2 protein-coding genes are annotated in these 2,879 nt (G+C 66.9%); both read left to right on the top strand.

From position 1 onward, the window contains the following. Positions 1-395 precede the first annotated feature (395 nt). Positions 396-1,754, top strand: coding sequence for a wax ester/triacylglycerol synthase domain-containing protein (locus ACLP4W_RS10200; RefSeq protein WP_442386017.1), 1,359 nt, complete (start codon positions 396-398; stop codon positions 1,752-1,754). A 290-nt stretch (positions 1,755-2,044) separates the two neighbouring features. Continuing rightward, positions 2,045-2,879, top strand: an 835-nt coding sequence (locus ACLP4W_RS10205; RefSeq protein WP_442386018.1) for an esterase/lipase family protein, incomplete at its 3' end; no start/stop codon positions are given.

Here is a 2,879-nt window from a genome sequence, read left to right on the forward strand (position 1 = left end):
CGGTGCTGCTGGAGATGGGGCTGATCGCCCGGCTGCTGGAGCGACTCGGCGATCACGCAGTCGAGGTCGCCCGCCAAATCGAGGCTCTTGAGCGCCCTGGACACACGCCAAGTCAGCCCGCACCCGCGGAATGAACCAGCGAACGGAAACCGACGAGGCATTCCGGCCAGAGCCAACACTCCCAGCCGCCTAATTGCTGTCCTGTTCGCGCGAGGGCGGCGCTGTTCGTGTGAAGATCGCGACCGAAGCTGGGTTGTTCGGGTGAACGATTCGCGCCGCTGGCGGGATTTGCTCGGGCTGCTTGGCGTTGAGTGTCATCGAGCACGATTCTGCCCGCCTACAAATTGTCGTCGGAATCGATGCCAAAGACTCGATCTCGGCGCAGTATGAAGACAATGAGCGAGTTCATGCAGAACACCGACGCTTTCCTCTGGGCGATGGAAACCGATCCCGTTTTGCGGTCGACCATCGTCACGATCTCGCTATTGGACAGCACCCCGGATTGGGGCGAATTGGTTGAGCGGTTCGACAGGCTCAGCCGACGACTGCCGACCTTCCGCCAGCGGATAGTGTCCTCGCCTCGGCCGGCCCCGCCCCGCTGGGAGGACTTCCCGGAATTCGATCTCGGCTTCCACATGCGTCGGGTGACCGCGCCGCAGCCGGGGACTCTCGACGCGGTACTGGAGATGGGCCGGCTGGCCGCGATGTCGGACTTCGACCGGGCCAGACCGCTGTGGGAGATCACCCTGATCGACGGACTTGCAGACGGCGGCACCGCACTGATGACCAAGATGCATCACTCCCTGGCCGACGGCATCGGCGGCGTCCAGATCGCGATGACGCTATTCGACGTCACCGCCCAGCGGCGCGGCGCACTGCCCGTCGTGCCCCCACCACGGATGCCGTCGCCGCTGGACGGACTGCGCGACACACTCCGCTACGACGCCGGGCTGCTCGCCAATGCGGCAACGGCTTCGGTTACGGGAATTCCCAGTCTGGTGCGAAGCACCATGCGGCGGCCGGTGCAGACAGCCACCTCCGCGGCGGCGGTCGCGTCGTCGGTCTACCGCATCATGCGGCCGATCACCAAGTCCGGCTCTTCGCTCATGAAAGACCGCACGACGGTCCGTCGCCTCGGGATCCATGAGGTGTCGAGGCCGCGGCTGCGCGACGCCGGACACGCGGGCGGGGGTTCGCTGAACGATGCGTTCCTCGCGGGCGTGACCGGGGCGCTGCGCCGCTACCACGAAAAGCACAGCGTCGCGGTCGGGGACTTTCATGTGGGGATGCCGATCAGTCTCCGCACCGAAGGCGACGCGATTGCCGGAAACCGGGTCACGATGATGCGGTTCGACGTGCCGGTCGGCCTCGCCGACCCGGCGCGACGAATCGAAGAGATCCATCACCGGGCCACGAGGCAACGCGACGAGCGCTCGCTGCCTTACATGCAATTGATCGCCGGTGCGTTGAACCTGTTGCCGCGCTGGTACATCGGAGCGGTGTTGCGCCGCGTCGATTTCGTGGCCAGCGACGTGCCCGGCATCCCGATCCCTGTGCGTCTCGGCGGAGCCGCGCTGCGGATGGCGTACGGTTTCGGCCCGACGATCGGTTCGGCGGTGAATGTCACGCTGCTCACCTACGTCGACACGTGTGCGCTGGGAATTTGCGTCGACGCGGGCGCGATTCCGGACTTCGACGTGTTCCACGACTGCCTCGTCGACGGGTTCGACGAGGTGCTGGCGCTCGCAGACTAGGCGGTCACCGGCAAGACGTCGATGGCTCCGTCCGGCCAGGCACCTGCCCAGGTGGCGGAAACTACGCCGGCTGGCCGCTCGCGCACCGCTTCGACACGGGCGGTTCGTCGGTCAGTGCCTGCCCGCGCTCTTGCGACCCGCACCCTCGCGGCGCGTGCGCCGGGGAGCCGTCGCCGCGCGTCGGGCTTGGCCCACTCAAAGGGACGAAAGTCGTTGCTGTGGCCCCTGGTCCGTGCGAAAATCGAAGCTGCTTTGCAGGTCTAGGCGCTCTGAGTTCGTAGGGGGGCGTGGTGCAGACACGAGAGATCAGGTCGGTCGCCGACCTTGGCGGCGAGGCCGTGGGCGTACTGACGACGCTGGTACGAGACATGCACGCGGGTATCGCAAGCCGCGTCTTCGGCGCGATAGGACCGGCGGCGAAGCCCACCCAAATCATCCACGACGCGGTGGCCCGCACTATCTATGGCGGTGTGGACGGCGGGATTCGGGGGACAACCCGGGTAGCCGGCGTGCTGGCATCGAAGGCGTGGGGCCGCGACGGGGACGAGTCGCTCGAATCCCAACCCACCATCGCCGCAGCCATCGCCGCGATCAACGGGCTGTACGGGGATCAGCTGACGGCACACCGCAACGGATTCGCGCTGAGCATGCAGATCCGGCACCACGGGACGGCCGTCCCGCTCACCGCCGACGGGGTGGCGGCGGCGTTCCCGACAGCCACCGGTCACCTTGCCGTATTCGTTCACGGGTTGTTTCTCACCGAACGCTCGTGGTGGCGCACGCCGCGCACCGGCGAGGATCTGCGGAGCTACGGGCAGCGACTGCATCACGAGCACGGGTTCACCCCCATCTACCTGCGCTACAACACCGGGCTGCACATCTCTCACAACGGACAAACGCTGGCCGACATGCTGCACCGGCTCGAGGCGCTGTGGCCGGTTCCCATCCACGAGATCGTGCTGGTGGGCCACTCGATGGGCGGCCTGGTGACGCGCAGTGCCTGCTACTACGGCGAGCAGCAGCAGCACCGCTGGACCGAAGCGGTGCGCCACGTGATCTGCCTGGGCTCCCCACACCTGGGAACACACCTGGAAAAAGGGGTGCACATCGCGTCCTGGGCGCTGG

This window comes from Mycobacterium sp., from assembly GCF_052145595.1.
In the GTDB taxonomy this organism is placed as follows: Bacteria; Actinomycetota; Actinomycetes; order Mycobacteriales; family Mycobacteriaceae; genus Mycobacterium.